This is a genomic window from Streptomyces sp. NBC_01775 (genome assembly GCF_035917675.1).
Lineage (GTDB): Bacteria > Actinomycetota > Actinomycetes > Streptomycetales > Streptomycetaceae > Streptomyces.
This window is the reverse complement of sequence record NZ_CP109104.1, coordinates 8,099,565-8,115,971: the sequence shown is the minus strand read 5'-3', so window position 1 is coordinate 8,115,971 and position 16,407 is coordinate 8,099,565. Positions and strand designations below refer to the sequence as shown.

The following is a 16,407-nucleotide window of genomic DNA, read 5'->3' as shown; positions in this document are numbered from 1 at the left end:
GGGGGCTGCGGTCGGGGCACCGTCACGCCGTAGGCTGGGGCCCGCACGAAAGAGCTGGCAGCAGCGGGTGGAGAGCTGTCAGCGGCAGGCGACGGCAGGTACGGCACGGGTGCCGGGGCGGAGCGGAAGGGCTCCGCCCCGGCCGGAAGGAGGCGCTGGGTGATCGAGCTGGAGGGGGTTCCCGAGCTGGTCGACCCAGTCATGGTGGCCGCGTTCGAGGGCTGGAACGACGCCGGCGACGCCGCCTCCACCGCGGTCACGCACCTGGAGCGGGAGTGGAAGGGCGAGGTGTTCGCCGCGCTGGACGCGGAGGACTACTACGACTTCCAGGTCAACCGGCCCCAGGTATGGCTGGACGGCGGCGTCCGCAAGGTCACCTGGCCCACGACACGGCTGTCGGTGGTCCGGGTGGATGACGCCGACGGCAAGGGCAGACAGCGCGATCTCGTCCTCGTGCGCGGCATCGAACCGAGCATGCGGTGGCGGTCGTTCTGCAACGAGATCCTGGGCTTCGCACACGAGCTGGGCGTCGAGCTGGTGGTCGTGATGGGCGCGCTGCTCGGCGACACCCCGCACACCCGCCCGGTCCCGGTCACGGGCGTGACCTCCGACCCCGACCTGGCGCGGACCATGAACCTGGAGGAGTCCAGCTACGAGGGCCCCACGGGCATCGTCGGCATCCTCCAGGAAGCGTGCACCCACGCGGGCGTCCCGGCGGCGAGTCTGTGGGCGGCCGTACCGCACTACGTCTCGCAGCCGCCGAACCCCAAGGCGACGCTCGCGCTCCTCAACAGGCTGGAGGACCTGCTGGGCGTGCGGATCCCCATGGGCGAGCTGCCCGAGGACGCGCGGGCCTGGCAGCTGGGCGTCGACCAGCTCGCGGCGGAGGACAGCGAGGTCGCCGAGTACGTCCAGTCCCTGGAAGAGGCCCGCGACACGGCCGAGCTGCCGGAAGCATCGGGTGAGGCCATCGCCAAGGAGTTCGAGCGCTATCTGCGCCGCAGAGACGGTTCGGCAGAGCAGGGCGGCCCTGCCGCGGGGACCCCGTCGTTCCTGAAGGACCCAAGTCAGCAGGCCCCGCCGCCGAAGCCGACGGGCGAACCACCGATGCCCGATTCCTCGGATCAGTCATCCGGAGGGCCGGAGGAGGCACAGACCGAAAGCGCCCCCAAGGACGGTGGCCCGGCGGACGGGAGCCCGGCGGACGGGAGCTCCACGGGTGAGGGCTCGGCGGACGAGGAAGCCGAAGGCTCCCAGGACACCGGAAGCTCCCAGGCCCAGGACAACGCCGAAGGCCCGGACGCCGAAGCCTCCGAAGACTCCGGGGAGCGCGAAGACGACGGCCCCGGATCCCGCGGACCGGGCGGACCCGCCAGCCCCAGCGACGGGGCGTAACGCGGCCCTTCCTCCGCGGCGTCACCGGCCGTACGCGCCGGGCCGTACACGCCCGGCCGTGCGCGGCGTCCGCCACGTACACGACCGGCGGTGCCCGAGAGGCCACCGCACATACACGACCGGCGGTGCCCCCTCGGGCACCGCCGGTCCCCTCCTGCGCGGAAGACTCAGCCCGGCGTCACAGCGCGACGCCCAGCAGCGCGTCGGCCGTGCGGGACACCAGCCCGGGAGCGCCTTCGTCCGTGCCGCCCCGCGAAGCCTGTTCCTGGGCCCAGCGGTCCACGGCCGCCAGCGCCGAGGGTGAGTCGAGGTCGTCGGCGAGCGCCGCACGGACCTCCTCCAGCATGCCTTCGGCCGCCGGGCCGTCCGGCCGCGAGACCGCCGCGCGCCAGCGGCCGAGGCGCGCCTTGGCCTCGTCCAGCACCTCTTCCGTGTACTCCCAGTCGGCGCGGTAGTGGTTGGCAAGCAGCGCCAGCCGGATGGCGGCCGGATCGACGCCGTCGCGCCGGAGTTGGGAGACGAAGACGAGGTTGCCCTTGGACTTGGACATCTTCTCGCCGTCCAGGGCGACCATCCCCGCGTGCACATAGGTGCGCGCGAAGGGGAACTCCCCGGTCAGCGCCTGCGCGTGCGAGGCGCCCATCTCGTGGTGCGGGAAGGCAAGGTCGGAGCCGCCGCCCTGCACGTCGAAGCCCATGCCCAGGTGTTCGAGGGCGATGGCCACACACTCGATGTGCCAGCCGGGGCGGCCCGGGCCGAGCGAGGCGCCGTCCCAGTGCGGCTCGCCCTCGCGGGCCGCGGTCCAGAGCTTGGGGTCGAGCGGGTTCTTCTTGCCGGGCCGCTCCGGGTCGCCGCCGCGCTCGGCCGACAGCAGCCGCATCGTCTCGGCGTCGTAGCGGGAGACCTCACCGAAGTGCGCGTCGGCCTCGACGGAGAAGTAGACATCGCCTTCGAGTTCGTAGGCCGCGCCCATGTCGCGCAGTCTCTCGACCAGGGGGACGATCTTCGGGATGGACTCCACGGCGCCGACGTAGTGCTGCGGCGGCAGCATCCGAAGCGCCGTCATGTCCTCGCGGAACAGCGCGGTTTCGCGCTCGGCGAGCGCCGTCCAGTCCATCCCGGTGGCGACGGCCCGCTCCAGGAGCGGGTCGTCGACGTCGGTGACGTTCTGTATGTAGTGAACCTGCCGCTTGGTGTCGAGCCACACGCGCTGAACGAGGTCGAAAGCGTTGTAGGTCGCCGCGTGTCCTAGGTGGGTGGCGTCATAGGGCGTGATGCCGCAGACGTATATACGGGCGACAGGACCAGGGGCGAGGGTCACCCGTCCGCCGGTCGCGGTGTCGTGGATGTCGAGGTCGCGGCCCTGGCCAGGCAGGACGGGGACCTCGGTAGCGGGCCAGGCATACATATCCTGAGCCTAACCCGGACTGGTGTTCCGTATACGGCCGGACCGGTGCCTATTGCATCTTTGACCATCGGGACCGCCCGCCGGACAGGGGCGCACCACCGGACAGGGGCCCGCCGCCGGGCAACGGCACGTCTCCCGACAGGGGCACGTCTCCCGACAGCAGCGCGCCGGCTCGTCAGACCGGTGGCCAGGGGATGGCGGGCCAGTCGCCGCTGGGCAGTGGGTGCCGCCCGGAGCTGAGCATGGCCTCCACCCGCTTGCGCACGGCCTCGACCTCGGCGCCCGTCAGCAGTTCGGAGAGCCGCAGGGCCAGCGGGCCCGCCTGGGAGGCATCTCCTGGCGGAGGGCCGGGGGCGAGCGCCGCCGACAGCTCGCGCAGGGCCTCGGCGGCCTCGTCGGTCAGCTCCTCGCCCGCCCAGCCCCACAGCAGGGTGCGCAGCTTGTCATCGACGTGGAAGGTGACGCCGTGGTCGATGGCGTACAGCTGGCCGTCCGGCAGCGGCAGCAGATGTCCGCCCTTGCGGTCGCCGTTGTTGATCACCGCGTCGAGGACGGCGAGCCGCCGCAGCCGGGAGTCGTCGGCGTGCACGAGCAGCGCCGTCCTGCCGCCGCCGACGTCGGCGAAGCCGACCGCCTTCCAGCCCTCCCCCGGCTCCTCCCCCTCGACCAGCGCGAGCAGCGGCTCCGGCTCCTCGCCGGGCGCTCCCTTTTCGCCTTCATCCGGTGCGTCCCGTTCTTGCGGAGCATCCGGTGGGTCGCCGACCCACGCCTGGCACATTCCCTCGCCGTGCGGCCCCTCGCGCAGCACCGTGGCAGGTATCAGGGGCCAGCCCAGGGCGCGGGAGACCTCGTAGGCGGCCACTTCACGCCGGGCGAGGTTGCCGTCGGGGAAGTCCCACAGCGGGCGCTCGCCGGCGACCGGCTTGTAGACGCAGGGAAGCGTGCGCCCCTCGTGCTCGACCGTGCCGTACAGCACGGCGTTCGACGCCTCCGTGATCTGTCCCAGGACCGTGAGGGTGCCTTCTGCGAGCAGGACGCGCGTGGCCTCGGCAGCCAAAGAAGTACCGCTCATTCGCCGCGGCGGTATCCGTTCTGGCGCGGACATACGTGTCCCTCCGGATCGAGCGGCAGGCTGCACAGCGGGCACGGCGGACGGCCCGCGTTCACGACCTCCATGGCCCGCTTGGCGAAGGACCGCGCCATGCTGCCGCTGATGCGGACCCGCAGCATCGGAGGGCCGTTCTCGTCGTCCTGGAGCAGGCGCTCCTCGGCGTCCGCGAGGTCCTCGTCCGCGTCGGGCTCCAGCTCCACCACGGCCTGGGCCTCGACGACCATGCGCTCGCCCTCACCGTCCCAGGCCAGCGCCATGGTGCCGACCCTGAACTCCTCCTCGACGGGGGACTCCAGGGGGTCGGTGTCATCGACCTCGGAGGGGGCGACAGCCGGGACGGGGGCGCTGCCGCCCGAGCGGCGCACCACCTCGTCGAGCAGCTCGTCGATCCGCTCGGCGAGCGCCTCCACCTGCGCCTTCTCCAGGGCCACGCTCGTAGTACGGCCACCAGCGCTGGCCTGGAGGAAGAAGGTGCGGCGGCCAGGCAGCCCGACCGTTCCGGCGATGAACCGGTCCGGCGGGTCGTACAGGAACACCTGACGGGACACGTCCTGCTCCGAAAAGTCGACGGGTACGTGAAGCTTCGGACACCCGCACCCTACTGTGCGTGCCGATCATCGTGCTCAGGCGCTTCCGCCCACGGTCGCGCGTCCGTCGCCGGGACCGGCAGCGGCGTCGGCGCCCTCGTCGCTGTCGCCGCGCTCGGGCGGGGCCAGGGAGGCCAGTTCGCCGGTGTCACCGAGGCGCAGCAGGAAGGGCCGCAGCGGGGTGTAGGTGATCACCGTCGCCGAACAGGGGCCGACCGATATGCGCTGGAAGAGGTCCAGGTGCATGCCGAGCGCGTCGGCCACGATCGACTTGATGATGTCGCCGTGGGAGCACATCGCGTACACCGCGTCGGCCCCGTGCCGGTCCTCGATGCGCGCGTTCCAGTCGCGTACGGCCTCCACCGCCCTGGCCTGCATGGCGCGCATGGACTCCCCGCCGGGGAAGACGGCGGCCGAGGGGTGGCGCTGCACGGTCTCCATCAGGGGCTCGCCGTTCAGCTCGGCGAGCTTGCGCCCGCTCCACTCTCCGTAGTCGCACTCGGTGATGCGCTCGTCGGTGTGCAGCGGCACTTCGGGGCGGGCCGCCGTCAGCGGTGCCAGGGTCTCCTGGCAGCGGTGCAGCGGGCTGCTGACGGCGGCGACGAGGGGCAGCTGGGCCAGCCGCTCGGGCAGCGCCCCGGCCTGCCGCTGGCCTTGCTCGTCCAGCATGACGCCGGGCGTGCGGCCTGCCAGCAGCCCGGAGGTGTTCGCGGTGGACCTGCCGTGCCGTACGAGGATGAGCGTGGGCATGCCCGCAACCCTAAGCGAGGCGTCTCGGTTGCCGCTCTCCGGTTGTGGGGCGCCCGGATCGCGGAACAATACGAGGAGTGATCGTCGATTGTGCGCTCTACCGCGAGGGGCGCCGCTCCGAGCGGCCACGGGACTTCTCCGCCGCGCTGGGCGAGGCGCGCTCGGAAGAGAACGCCTTCTTGTGGATCGGTCTGTACGAGCCGACGGAGGCGGAGTTCGAGCAGATCACCCAGGACTTCGGGCTGCACCCGCTGGCGGTCGAGGACGCGCTGTGCGCCCACCAGCGGCCGAAGCTGGAGATCTACGCCGACTCTCTCTTCCTGGTCCTCAAGCCGGTCTCCTACGAGGGCGACGACGGGGGCCTGACCACCGGTGAGGTGATGGTCTTCGTCGGTGACTCCTTCGTGCTGACGGTGCGGCACGGCGAGGCGAATCCGCTGGGCGCGGTGCGCACCCGCCTGGAGGACGACCCCGGGGTGCTGCGGCACGGACCCTCGGCGGTGCTGTACGCGGTCAGCGACGCCGTCGTCGACCACTACCTGGATGTCGCGGCTGCTCTGCACACCGACCTGGACGAGCTGGAGGCGGGGGTCTTCGCCACGAACAGCCGGGTGGGCGCGGACACGGCGAGCAGGATCTACGAGTTCAAGCGCCGCGCGCTGGAGTTCCGCCGGGCGACGATGCCCCTGTCGGACCCGGTGACCCGGCTGACGGGCGCGGGGGTGCCGTTCGTGCACAAGGACTCGCGGCTGTTCTTCCGGGACGTGGCGGACCACCTCTCGCGGGTCAACGAGCAGGTGGAGAGCATCGACCGGCTGCTGACCGACATCCTCTCGGCGTATCTGGCGCAGATGGGCGTGCGCCAGAACGACGACATGCGCAAGATCTCCGCCTGGGCGGCGATGTTCGCGGTGCCGACCGCGATCGCGGGGGTGTACGGCATGAACTTCGACCACATGCCCGAACTGCACTGGGTGTGGGGCTATCCGGCGGTGATTTTGCTGATGCTGACGGTGTGCTTCATCCTGTTCCGCGTCTTCAAACGGCGCGGCTGGCTCTGACGTCCGGCAGGCCCGCTTCCGGGACCTCCGGCAGGCCGCCTCCGGCGCGTGCTCAGGCGAACTCGGGGGCCGGGTCGGCCGGGCCGCCCAGCGCGTCGCGCCGCTCGGGCATCCGCAGGCTCACCATCCGGCGCCACCCGCCCAGCCGCTCGGCGGCGTACCTGCCGTGGATGCCCAGCGCGAGCAGCCCGAACTTCGCCCGGGACCAGCCCAGGATGCGCGCCATCCGGCTCATGACGGCCAGGCTGACATCGCGGTAGACCTTGATCTCGGCGAGGGCGCTCTCGCGCAGCAGGGCCCGGATCTCGCGGCCGTGCCCCTCGTCGGCGAGGCGCAGCAGTTCCTCGTGGCAGTAGGCCAGGTGGTTGTCCTCGTCGTCCGAGATCATCCGTACGGCGCGGCCCAGCTCCGGATGGTCGCCGAAGAGCTTCTTGAGCAGGATCATCTCCTCCGAGGCACGCTGCTCCGTGACCCGACTGTGCGCGAGGTAGGTGAGCACGTCCTGCTCGCTCAGCGGCTCGTCACCGCGCAGCTTCTCGTGGCCGAGGCCGATCCCGAGCCCCTCCAGGATCATCGTGTAGTCGGTGCCGTCGGGGATCTCGACCGCCTCCAGCCCTCGCTTGCGCAGCAGGGCGGTGAAGATCCGGCCGTGCTTGTCCTCGTCACCGCCGTGCCGCACGATCTTGGGCGCCAGGTGGCGCTGACTCTCGGGGACGAGCGCCGCGATACGGCCGTTCTCCCAGCCGCCCTGGGACTCCCCGCTGGCGGCGATGGAGCAGAAGAGCCGGAAGGACTCGTCGTTGTCGAGGATTTCCTGGAAGAGACTCCTGGCCGAGAGCATCGATGGCACCTCCGTGCGACATCCCACAAAGCACGACTTCCACGAAGTACGAGTCAAATGCCGCGTGCGTGAGCGGGCAACACGTGAGGAGCCGATCCGGGCCGAACGAAGGAGGCCGTCCAGGCCGCCCGCGTAACCGCCAGGGCCGGGCGGCGTTGTGTTCCGTGACGGCCGTGGCGGGGTCGCCCCCGAGCCCCCACCACGGCCGCAAGCTTGTCCCGGCGCTTACTCCTTCCGGGGCACGCGGGCGCCTGCGGAGCGCCTCGCTCCCGTACGAAGGGCCTTACGGAACCGAGGAGACCTTGCCGGAGCAGCTCAGGCCAGGCCGGCCCGCTCCAGTGCCTCCACTCCGGCGCGCAGGCCGGCGAGCCGCTCGTCGAGCGAGAAGCCGGCGGGTGCGAGGGAGAGCGTGGTCACCCCGGCGTCCGCGTAGGCGCTCATCCGCTCCGAGATCCGCTCGACGGGGCCGATGAGCGTGGTGGAGTCGATCAGCTCGCGCGGGATGGCGGCGGCGGCGCCCTCCTTGTCGCCCGAGAGGTACTTCTCCTGGATCTCGGCGGCTTCCTTCTCGTAGCCCATGCGCCGCGCGAGCTTGTTGTAGAAGTTCTGGTCGCGGCTGCCCATCCCGCCCACGTACAAGGCGGTGTACGGGCGGAAGATGTCGGCCAGCGCGTCGATGTCGTCCCCGACGGCCATCGGCACGGTCGGGCACACGTCGAAGCCCTCCAGGGGCTTGCCCGCCTTCTCCCGGCCGGCGCGCAGGTGCTGGAGGGTGGTCTCCTCGGCGTGCTCGGGCGAGAAGAAGACCAGCAGCACCCCGTCGGCGATCTCCCCGGTCTGCTGGAGGTTCTTGGGGCCGATGGCGGCGATGTAGAGCGGGATCTCCTCCCGCTCGGGGTGGACGGTGAGCTTGATCGGCTTGCCGGGCCCGCCGGGCAGCGGCAGCGTCCAGTGGCGGCCCTCGTGGCTGAGGCGCTCGCGGGACATCGCCTTGCGGATGATCTCGACGTACTCGCGGGTGCGGGCCAGCGGCTTGTCGAACTTCACGCCGTACCAGCCCTCGGACACCTGCGGCCCCGAAACGCCCAGGCCCAGGCGGAAGCGTCCGCCGGAGAGCGAGTCGAGGGTCGCGGCCGTCATCGCCGTCATCGCCGGTGCGCGCGCCGGGATCTGGAAGATTCCGGAGGCCACGTCGATGCTCTCGGTGTGTGCCGCGACCCAGGTGAGCACCGTCGCGGCATCGGAACCGTACGCCTCGGCCGCCCAGCAGACGTCGTAGCCGAGCCGGTCGGCCTCCTGCGCGACAGCGAGGTTGTCGGCGTCCATGCCTGCACCCCAGTAGCCGAGGTTGATGCCCAGTCGCATCCCCATGCCGCCCACTCCCCTTACTGATCAGTAATGTCCCTGACCCCCCGGACTCTAGCGCCCGCCGCAAGTACGCTCAACGCCCATGGAGCGAAGGCACCTCGGCCGCACTGGCCTGCGCGTATCCCGGATCGGTCTGGGCACTCTCAACTGGGCGCGGGGCAGCGGTGAGCACGCCTCCGGCGGCCGGGGGGCGCATCTTGAGCACGAGGAGAACGCCGCGGGGCAGCTCAAGGCGTTCTGGGAAGCGGGCGGCAACCTCGTCGACACCGCCGACGTGTACGGCGACGGGGAGGCCGAATACCTGCTCGGGCGGCTGATGCACGACCTCGTACCGCGCCGTGACCTGGTGATCGCCACCAAGGCGGGCAGCGTGCCCGACCCCGACCGCAGAATCGACTGCTCGCGGGGCCATCTCCTCTCCGCGCTGGACGCCTCGCTGGAGCGGCTCGGCACCGACCACGTGGACCTGTGGCAGGTGCACGCCTTTGACCCGTACACACCCCTGGACGAGACGCTCCACGCGCTCGACACCGCCGTCGCCAGCGGCCGGGCCCGCTACGCCGGGGTGACCGGCTTCTCCGGCTGGCAGCTCGCCAAGGCCGCGGCCTGGCAGCTCGCGGCGCCCGGCCCCCGCACCCGGCTGGCGAGCGCGCAGCTGGAGTATTCGCTGCTCCAGCGCGGGATAGAGCGCGAGGTGCTGCCCGCCGCGCTGGACCTGGGCATCGGTCTGCTGCCCTCCTCCCCGCTGGGCCGGGGCGTGCTCACCGGGAAGTACCGCCAACCCGGCCCGCCGCCCCCCGGATCGCGAGGGGCCTCCGAGCGGCTGGCGCCCTTCGTCGAGCCGTATCTGGACGAGCCGGCCGGGCGCGTCGTGGACGCGGTCTCGATAGCGGCGGACGGGCTGGCGCTGCCCCCGCTCCAGGTGGCGCTGGCATGGGTGCGCGACCGGCCGGGTGTGGTCGCGCCGCTGGTCGGCGCGCGGACGGCACAGCAGCTCGCGGCGGCGCTGTCAGTGGAGGGCCTTAGTCTTCCTGAGGAAATCCGCGCGGCGCTGGACGACGTCTCGGCCCCCGTGCACCGCTACCCCGACCATGACTGGAGCGAGCTGTGACGAACGACAAGGCAGCCGAACTCCTCGCGGCCGTCCGCGCGGTGGAGAGCGGCGAGCGCCCCGCCGCATCCTTCTTCACCGAGACCGCGCGCCCGGCAGGCCCTTCGGCCCAGGCGAAGGGGGCCGCCCCCCGCCGCCCGGCACCCGGCTCCGTGCCACCGGCCCGCCCGGCACGCGGCGATGGCCCGGTCACCGTCCCGGACGAGGTGCGCGCGCTCCTGACGGAGTGCGGCGCCCCCGAGGCGCTGGGCCCGCGCGTGGCCGAGGCGCTCGGCGAGGGCGCCGCCGAGCTGCTGCGGGCCGACCCCTGGCAGCTGCTCGCCGTCACGGGCGTACGCCCCGAGCAGGCCGACGGCTTCGCGCGCGCCCTGCTGAGCGAGGAAGCGGGCCCCGGGGACGAGCGCCGGGCGGTGGCGCTGGTCGTCTGGCTGCTGGAGCGCGCGGCGCTGGCGGGTGACACGGTCCTGGGGCCGGAGGCGCTGGCCAAGGGCCTGACGCAGCACGCCGTGCCCGACCCGGAAGAGGCCGTGCGCCAGGCCGTCGACGCGGGCGCCGTGCTGGTCTTCGAAGACGCGCTGGACGGCGGCCCTGTCGCCTCCGCCATGGACGAGAGCGAGGCGGAGGAGCGCCCGGTCACGCTCCTGGTGGGCCTGGACCGCTACGCGCTGGCCGAGGAGAGCCTGGCCGACGGCCTCGCCCGTATCACCAGCACCTTCACCGCTTCGGAGGCGCGGGAGACCGGCGCGGCGCGGGAGACGGACGCTGCCGAAGGCGGGGACGGAGAGGGGAGCGGGGACGATGCCGGGGCCGCGCCCGTGCGGGTCTCCCCCGCCGAGTGGGCCGCTGCCGCTTCGGCCGCCCCTTCCCCCTCCGCCCGGGAGCTGATCCACGCCGCGTCCGGGCACGGCCTGGTCGCCCATACGGGTGGTGAGGCGGCGCGAGCGGAGCCCGCAGCACTGGTGGCGGCGGCGCACCGGCTGGGGCTGCGTGCCTGGGTCCTGGCCCATACCGACGACGGCCGCGACCGGCTGACCCGCTTCCTCGGCGAGCAGCTCGGGGAAGCCGCACCCGACGCCCAGCTGCCCGCCGCCACCGTCGCGGGGGTCCTGGCGGGGGCCGAAGGCCCGGGGCGGGACGAGGACGGCGCGCTGGCTGTCGACCTCCTCGCCGTGTGCGACGCCCCGCAGCTCGACGCCGAGACGGCCGCCGCGCTGCTCGAATCCCTGCCGGACGGGGCCCGGTTGGTGCTCAGCGGAGATCCGGCCGTGCTCGGGGCCGCAGGCCCCGGTCAGCTGTTCAAGGACCTGCTGGCGGCCCGCTTCTGCCCCCAGGTCGCCTCTCGCACGCCGGACCCCGGGCCGGTGGGCGAGCTGGTCTCCGGCATCGGCGTCGGCGAGTTGAACCAGGTCGAGGCGCCCGGCAAGGAAGTCGTGATCGTGCCCGTCGCCGATCCGGGCGAGGCCGTGCACCGCACGGTGCAGCTCGTGGCCGACTCGGTGCCCCGCGCGATCGGCGTCCCCTCGGAAGACACCCAGGTCATCACCGTGGGCCACGGCGGCGCCGCGGGCACCCGCGCGCTCAACGCCGCACTCAAGGAGCGGCTCAACCCGGGCCCGGGCCGCTTCGGCGGCTTCGATCCCGGCGACAGGGTGGCCCACTCCCCCGCCCCGGGCCGCACCCGAATGGGCACCGTCGCCTCGGCCGACGACACAGGCCTCCATCTGGCCTGCGCCGGGCGGACCGTCACGGTGCCCCCGGACAGGGTCGCCGACACCGTGCGCCACGGGTGGGCCGTGACGGCGCACCAGGCGGCGGGCACCCGCTGGCCGGCCGCCGTCGTGGTGCTGCCGGGCGACGTAGGAGGCGCGCTGACGCGGGAGTGGGTTTACACCGCCTTCGGCCGCGGCGCCCGCCACTTGTCGGTCGTGCACGGCGCGGGCGACGCACTGCCCCACGCCGTCGCCTCGGGCACGGCCCAGGACCGGGTGACACGGCTGCGCACCCTGCTCACGGAGTCCGCGAAGGCGGCGGCAGCCGCCGCGGCGAGCGCGGTTCCGGTCGCGGACACGAGCGCGGCCGGTGAGGGCGAGAGCGAGGGGGAAGCCGAAAGCGTGGAGTGAGCGAGGCGGGGCCGGACCCCGGCACCCGTTCGAAGCGGGGCCGGGCGAAGGCGCCTTGACGCCCTCACCCTCCCGGGTCACCGCTCCAGCCCGCTACAGCCAGGTCCTGTCGTCACATTCGCCTCGTCGCCCGGAGGCGGCCCCGCGGCGTCAGTGCGTGCATGACGTCGCGGGGCAGACGGGAATGTGACGACGGGGCCTGGTGCCCCTCCCGGCAAGCTTTGCCCCGTCGCGCCGCCCGGCACGCACTCCCCCAAGCTCTCCGAGCAGGGGGTGCCCCCAGCCGCGTTGGCCAAAAGCCCTGGTAGCTCCTTCCCCAAGCTCTCAACTTCTCCCCCGGCCTTCGGCCGGGAGGTGCCCCCAGAGCAGGGGAGACCCCGATCAAGGGCTTCCGGCCGCCTTGCGATCGCACGCTCCCCCACGCTCGGCCCCGCTCGCGCGGGCGGTGCCCCACGACGACGCTCCTTCCGGGCAAACACTGCCGGTCACGGCACTAGCGGACGCGGGCCCCGCGCACTCCGCCGATTCCGCCCTCGGCACCGCCGGCCTGGCCGTGGGCGCCCTCGTCCTCGTCCTCGCTGTCGCCCTGGTCCGCCTCGTCGTCCAGGTCCTCGTCGTCGGCTTCGTCCGGCTCGTCCTCGGTCTCGTCGGTGTCGTCGTCGACCAGGAGAAGTTCCTCGTCGTCGTCGAAGACGGAGCTGACGTCGAAGCGGCAGATCACCTGCTGCGGGTCGGCCTGCTCGAAGGGCGCCGCCAGCCATTCGCCGGGCTCGCTGGGCTCGTCCGTCGCGCAGACCCAGAGGGTGGAGTCCCCCTCGTCCAGCCCGAACTCCTTGTGCCGGGTGGCGATCTCGTCGGGCTCGTACTCCCCGAACAGCACGCCCAGCGCGGCGTGCACGCTACTGCCCGCCGTGACGCCCTCGACGCCGTCGTCCTCCGCCGACTCCGGATCCAGCTCCGTGACGCGCTCGGCCTGGCCCAGCAGCCGCTGTGGCTCGGCGATGATGTAGTCCCGCCGGATCAGCACGCTCAGCGCACTGGGCACCTCGGGGCCCGCGTACGCGGGCAGCGAATCGCTCCCCGGGATCTCGAAGGGGGTGACCTCGTCGTAGAGCTCGTAGAGCAGCTCGTCGTAGGTCTCCCCGGCGGCGGCCAGCTCGTCGAAGGCCGCGTAGACAGCGGCGTCCAGCTCGGCGGCCCGTTCTCCGGCGCCCTCGCCCGCACCGGAGGCCGCCGGGGCGGGCGCCCGTGACGCCCCCGCCCGCCGCTCGACGGCCTCCAGGTGCCGGTCGAGCGCGGCTTTGACTGCCTCGGCGGCGGCGCGTACGTCGGCAGCGGTGGGCTGCGCAGCATCAGACATAGTGCAGACGCTATCCGCAGACGGGCACTGCCCGCACAATAGATGAGATGCCGGAATACGAATTTCGCGATGTGTATGTCCCGCGGGGGGTCTCCCGCAGGACGGCGACCCAACTCCTGACCGAACATGCCGAGTACGGGCACTGGGAGCTGGCGAGGATGCGGCTGTACCCCGACGGCAGCCGCCGGGTGCGGCTGCGCCGCCGCATCATCCGCCAGCTGCGCCCCACCTGGTAACAGCGCGAAGGGAGCGGGCCCCGCAACCGGACACGGGCCCCGCTCCCTCTGCTGCCTGCCGCGCGCCGACGTCCGCGGTACGCCGGACGCCCGCTCGGGCGCCCCGCCCGGCCGGCTCAACGGCGACCGGCTCGCGCAACGGCGACCGGCCGCTCAGCCCCCGCCAGTCGCACGGGGACGGCCAACCGTTCAGGAGCAGCCAGTCACTCAGGCGCGGGTGACCAGCTCACTCAAGGGCGTACGGCCGCGCGCGAGCGCCGGTACAGCACATAGCCGCCGAGGATCATCCCGGCGCTCAGCGGCGCCACGACCCCGAGCGGGGAGCCGCCCCCCGTCTGCGCCAGCTCGCCCCCAGGGGCCTCCTGTCCGCTGCCCGGCCGCCTGGAGTCGGCCACCGGCACGGACGACGCGCTGACCGGTCCGGCCTCGGGCTGGGAGCCCGCGTGGATGACGCCGTCGGTGCCCGGCTGCCCGGGCTCCTGTCCCGGTGTACCCGGCTGTTCCGGCCCACCCGGATGCGAGGGCGTGCCGTCCCCGGGCGGCTCAGAGGGTGAGCCGGGGTCACCCGGCTCACCGGGCCCACCCGGGTCTCCCGGATCGCCCGGGTCTCCGGGGTTCTCCGGCTCCCCGGGCCGTCCCGGCTCTTCCGGGTGCCCCGGGCCGTCCGGCTCCCCGGCCGAGGGAGCCTCGCAGCCGTTGCCCTGCACCCCGTTGCCGATACCGACGACATTGACGCTGTCGCCGCAGACGTTCACCGGGATGTCGACCGGGACCTGTACGTCGTTGCCCGAGCCGACGCCCGGTGAGCCGTGCGAGGCGCCGTCCGCACGGGCACTGTGCCCGCCCTGAGGACTGTGCCCGCCGCCCTCGTGCGAGGTCCCGGCGCCCGGACCGCTGTTGCCGCAGGAGGCGCCGGACGCGGGATTGAGCAGACCGACGGCGCTCGCGGTGTTCCCGCAGATGTTGACGGTCACATCGACCGGTGCTTGGAAAGTGTTGCCGGAGAGCACCCCCGGCGAATTCCCGCTGCTGCCCTGAGCGTTCGAGTCCGCGAACGCCGTCCCACCCGACATCGCGAGTACGCCGCCTGCCGCGACGATGGTGATCAGGCCCTTCCTGGTGCCCTGGCGCATTCTGTTGTCTTCCCCTGCCTTGTGATCTTCTGACGAACCGGCCAGAGGGAGGCGCGCCCACGCGCGCCGTCCCGCCCCCTCAAGACCCGACGACCCCGGAGCGCATGGCACGCGCTCCGGGGCCGCTCGGGTTCAGATACTCATCGAACGAGTCGAATGAGGCTCAACGTCACTTGTTGACGCAGGTGTTGCCGAAGGCGGGGTTCAGCAGCCCGATGACGGAGATGGTGTTGCCGCAGGCGTTCACCGGCACGTGGATCGGGGCCTGGACCGTGTTGCCGGAGACGACACCCGGCGAGTTCACAGCGGCACCCTGAGCGCCGGAGTCGGCAACGGCCATACCCGCACCGGCCAGTACGAGACCACCGGTGACAGCCGCAGCAGCGACGACCTTCTTGATCATTATTCCTCCTCGTTGGCAATACGGTCCCAGCCGAGGACCGCATCCCATGTAACGAGGATGGAGGAATCGAGCTACGAGCTTATGGAATCATTCACCCTTCTCAGTCACACGCGCACATCCAGACGAATCGTGAAGCTGCGTTTCAGAAATCACGGAAAACAGCGGGAACCCCGCACGATCCGTCGCGTCACGCCTGATCGAGGAATCGGTCGAGGACCCGGACACCGAACTGAAGTCCGTCGACCGGCACCCGCTCATCCACCCCGTGGAACATGCCCGCGAAGTCCAGCTCCGGGGGCAGCTTGAGCGGCGCGAAGCCGAAGCAGCGGATTCCGAGATCGTCGAACGACTTCGCGTCCGTACCCCCGGAGAGCATGTACGGCACGGCCCGTGCGACCGGGTCCTCGGCCCGCAGCGAGGACTGCATGGCCTCGACCAGCGCGCCGTCGAAGCTGGTCTCCACCGCCTTGTCGGCGTGGACGTCCTCGCGGCGCACGCGCGGGCCCAGCACACGGTCGAGATCGGCGAGGAACTCCTCCTCGTGACCGGGCAGGAACCGGCCGTCCACATGGGCCGTGGCCTGGCCGGGGATGACGTTGACCTTGTAGCCGGCGCCGAGCTGGGTGGGCGCCGCGGTGTTCTGGAGCGTCGCCCCGATGATCTTCGCGATGCCACCGAGCCGGGCGAGGGTCGACTCCATGTCCTCGGGGTCCAGCTCGATCCCGAGCGCGTCGGACAGCTCGTCCAGGAAAGAGCGCACGGTCTTGGTCACCCGGACGGGGAACTTGTGACGGCCCAGCCGCCCCACGGCCTCGCACAGCTCGGTGATGGCGTTGTCGTTGTTGGTCATCGAGCCGTGCCCGGCGGTGCCGTCCACGGTGAGCCGCATCCAGTGCATGCCCTTTTGGGCGGTCTCGATCAGGTACAGCCGCAGGTCGTCGTTGACGGTGAAGGAGAACCCGCCCACCTCGCCGATCGCCTCGGTGACCCCCTCGAACAGGTCGGCGTGGTTGTCGACCAGGTGCCGGGCCCCGTACACCCCGCCGGCCTCCTCGTCCGCGAGGAAGGCGAGCACGATGTCGCGAGGCGGCTTACGGCCCGTACGCAGCCGGTCACGTACTACCGCCAGCGTCATGGCGTCCATGTCCTTCATGTCGACGGCGCCCCGGCCCCACACGCAGCCGTCGGCGATCTCGCCGGAGAAGGGGTGATGGGTCCAGTCGTCCGCGTTCGCGGGCACCACGTCCGTGTGCCCGTGAATGAGCAGCGCCGGACGGGACGGGTCCTCCCCCGTGATCCGCGCCACGGTCGAGGCGCGGCCGGGCCGGGACTCGATGATCTGCGGCTCCAGCCCCACCTCGGCGAGCTTCTCCGCGACGTACTCAGCGGCGGCCCGCTCCCCGGGCCCCTCGTTGTTGCCGTAGTTACTGGTGTCGATCCGGATCAGATCGCGGCACAGGTCGACGACCTCGCCCTCGGCGGTCCCGGCGCTCTCGGCACTCACGCTGCCTCCTCGTTTCGCA

15 protein-coding genes are annotated in these 16,407 nt (G+C 72.3%); 5 read left to right on the top strand and 10 right to left on the bottom strand.

What is annotated here, in order from left to right; all coding sequences use genetic code 11:
* The first annotated feature begins 159 nt into the window (after positions 1-159).
* Positions 160-1,395, top strand: coding sequence for a PAC2 family protein (locus OHB04_RS35810; protein WP_326809088.1), 1,236 nt, complete (start codon positions 160-162; stop codon positions 1,393-1,395).
* A 178-nt stretch (positions 1,396-1,573) separates the two neighbouring features.
* Here the strand turns inward: OHB04_RS35810 and mshC are convergent, their stop codons facing one another.
* From mshC to OHB04_RS35790, 4 genes are all read right to left on the bottom strand, one after another.
* On the bottom strand, positions 1,574-2,803 hold the full coding sequence (mshC, locus tag OHB04_RS35805; protein WP_326691790.1) for a cysteine--1-D-myo-inosityl 2-amino-2-deoxy-alpha-D-glucopyranoside ligase: 1,230 nt from the start codon (positions 2,801-2,803) through the stop codon (positions 1,574-1,576).
* A 175-nt stretch (positions 2,804-2,978) separates the two neighbouring features.
* Positions 2,979-3,908, bottom strand: coding sequence for an SCO1664 family protein (locus OHB04_RS35800; protein ID WP_326809087.1), 930 nt, complete (start codon positions 3,906-3,908; stop codon positions 2,979-2,981).
* Positions 3,872-4,462, bottom strand: coding sequence for a DUF3090 domain-containing protein (locus OHB04_RS35795; RefSeq protein WP_326691788.1), 591 nt, complete (start codon positions 4,460-4,462; stop codon positions 3,872-3,874). The genes OHB04_RS35800 and OHB04_RS35795 overlap by 37 nt, the downstream gene beginning before the upstream one ends.
* 75 nt (positions 4,463-4,537) lie before the next feature.
* Positions 4,538-5,251, bottom strand: coding sequence for a histidine phosphatase family protein (locus OHB04_RS35790; protein WP_326691787.1), 714 nt, complete (start codon positions 5,249-5,251; stop codon positions 4,538-4,540).
* A gap of 68 nt (positions 5,252-5,319) precedes the next feature.
* Between OHB04_RS35790 and corA the strand changes: the two genes are divergently transcribed.
* On the top strand, positions 5,320-6,312 hold the full coding sequence (gene corA, locus OHB04_RS35785; protein ID WP_326693074.1) for a magnesium/cobalt transporter CorA: 993 nt from the start codon (positions 5,320-5,322) through the stop codon (positions 6,310-6,312).
* A 52-nt stretch (positions 6,313-6,364) separates the two neighbouring features.
* On the opposite strand, the gene OHB04_RS35780 is transcribed toward corA, so the two are convergent.
* Both OHB04_RS35780 and OHB04_RS35775 read right to left on the bottom strand, forming a co-directional pair.
* Positions 6,365-7,153: a ferritin-like domain-containing protein gene (locus tag OHB04_RS35780; RefSeq protein WP_326691786.1), complete on the bottom strand. Its 789-nt coding sequence runs from the start codon at positions 7,151-7,153 to the stop codon at positions 6,365-6,367.
* A gap of 315 nt (positions 7,154-7,468) precedes the next feature.
* The gene (locus OHB04_RS35775) at positions 7,469-8,518 is read right to left on the bottom strand and encodes an LLM class F420-dependent oxidoreductase (RefSeq protein WP_326693073.1); all 1,050 of its coding nucleotides are present in this window, start codon (positions 8,516-8,518) and stop codon (positions 7,469-7,471) included.
* An 85-nt stretch (positions 8,519-8,603) separates the two neighbouring features.
* On the opposite strand from OHB04_RS35775, the gene OHB04_RS35770 reads away from it, so the two are divergent.
* Both OHB04_RS35770 and OHB04_RS35765 read left to right on the top strand, forming a co-directional pair.
* Positions 8,604-9,632 (top strand): aldo/keto reductase, encoded by a 1,029-nt coding sequence (locus OHB04_RS35770; protein ID WP_326691785.1) that lies wholly within the window; start codon positions 8,604-8,606, stop codon positions 9,630-9,632.
* Positions 9,629-11,752, top strand: a complete 2,124-nt coding sequence (locus OHB04_RS35765) for a helix-hairpin-helix domain-containing protein (protein ID WP_326809086.1) — start codon at positions 9,629-9,631, stop codon at positions 11,750-11,752. Before OHB04_RS35770 ends, OHB04_RS35765 begins: the two co-directional genes overlap by 4 nt.
* A 493-nt stretch (positions 11,753-12,245) precedes the next feature.
* Here the strand turns inward: OHB04_RS35765 and OHB04_RS35760 are convergent, their stop codons facing one another.
* Positions 12,246-13,112 carry a hypothetical protein gene (locus OHB04_RS35760; protein WP_326809085.1) on the bottom strand — a complete coding sequence of 289 codons (867 nt, stop codon included), beginning with the start codon at positions 13,110-13,112 and terminating at the stop codon, positions 12,246-12,248.
* Positions 13,113-13,159: 47 nt separating this feature from the next.
* Here OHB04_RS35760 and OHB04_RS35755 point away from each other — a divergent pair, with 47 nt between their 5' ends.
* A complete protein-coding gene (locus tag OHB04_RS35755) occupies positions 13,160-13,348 on the top strand; it encodes a DUF5703 family protein (RefSeq protein WP_326691782.1) in 189 nt (62 codons plus the stop codon).
* A gap of 230 nt (positions 13,349-13,578) precedes the next feature.
* Here the strand turns inward: OHB04_RS35755 and OHB04_RS35750 are convergent, their stop codons facing one another.
* From OHB04_RS35750 to OHB04_RS35740, 3 genes are all read right to left on the bottom strand, one after another.
* Entirely contained in the window at positions 13,579-14,481 is a 903-nt protein-coding gene (locus OHB04_RS35750) for a chaplin (protein WP_326691781.1), read from the bottom strand.
* Positions 14,482-14,650: 169 nt separating this feature from the next.
* Positions 14,651-14,884, bottom strand: coding sequence for a chaplin ChpH (gene chpH, locus OHB04_RS35745; RefSeq protein WP_326691780.1), 234 nt, complete (start codon positions 14,882-14,884; stop codon positions 14,651-14,653).
* A gap of 187 nt (positions 14,885-15,071) precedes the next feature.
* Complete coding sequence (locus tag OHB04_RS35740; protein ID WP_326691779.1) at positions 15,072-16,388, bottom strand: M20/M25/M40 family metallo-hydrolase; 1,317 nt, start codon at positions 16,386-16,388, stop codon at positions 15,072-15,074.
* Between the last annotated feature and the right edge of the window lie 19 nt (positions 16,389-16,407).